Source organism: Streptomyces alkaliphilus (assembly GCF_014141535.1).
GTDB lineage: Bacteria > Actinomycetota > Actinomycetes > Streptomycetales > Streptomycetaceae > Streptomyces > Streptomyces alkaliphilus.
Genome location: NZ_VKHT01001592.1, coordinates 1 through 662 on the forward strand (window position 1 = coordinate 1; position 662 = coordinate 662).

General features: G+C 79.3%; 1 protein-coding gene. It reads right to left on the reverse strand.

Features of this window, described 5'->3' with window-relative positions; all coding sequences use genetic code 11:
• Positions 1-662: HAD-IC family P-type ATPase (locus tag FNQ90_RS25850; protein WP_182608521.1), on the reverse strand; the 662-nt coding region annotated here is incomplete at both ends.

The window sequence follows — 662 nt, forward strand, 5'->3', positions numbered from 1 at the left end:
CCCCGGGCCCCCATCGCCACGCCCACGTCGGCGGCGGCCAGCGCCGGCGCGTCGTTGATGCCGTCGCCGACCATCACGGTGCCGGCCCGTTTCCGCTCGGCGCGCACCGCCGCCACCTTGTCCGCCGGGCTCTGCTCCGCCCGCACCGCGTCCAGCCCCAGCACGGCGGCGACCTCCCGGGCGGGTGCCTCCCGGTCGCCGGTGAGCATCACCAACCGGGTGATCCCCACCGACCGCAGCCGGCGCAGGGTGCGCGGGGCGTCGGGGCGCGGCGGGTCACCGAGCAGCACCGCCCCCAGCGGGTCACCGTCCACCACCACCCACACCACCGCCGCGCCGTCCAGCGTGGCCCCGTGCTCCACCCGCCGCACCGCCTCCGGCACCGGCGCGCCCGCCGGGAAGCGACCCACCAGGACCGGGCGACCGTCGACCGTCGCGGTGACCCCCCGGCCGGGCTCCTCGACCACCCGTTCCGGCACCGGGGGTCGGAGGCCACGCGCGCCCGCCTCCTCCACCAGCGCCCGGGCCAGCACGTGCGGCGAGAGTTGTTCGGCGGCCGCTGCCCACCGCAGCACCTCCGCCGTCGACGCCCCCGCCACCGGCACCACCGCGACCACCCGGGGGCGTCCGCCGGTGAGCGTCCCCGTCTTGTCCAGCAGCAC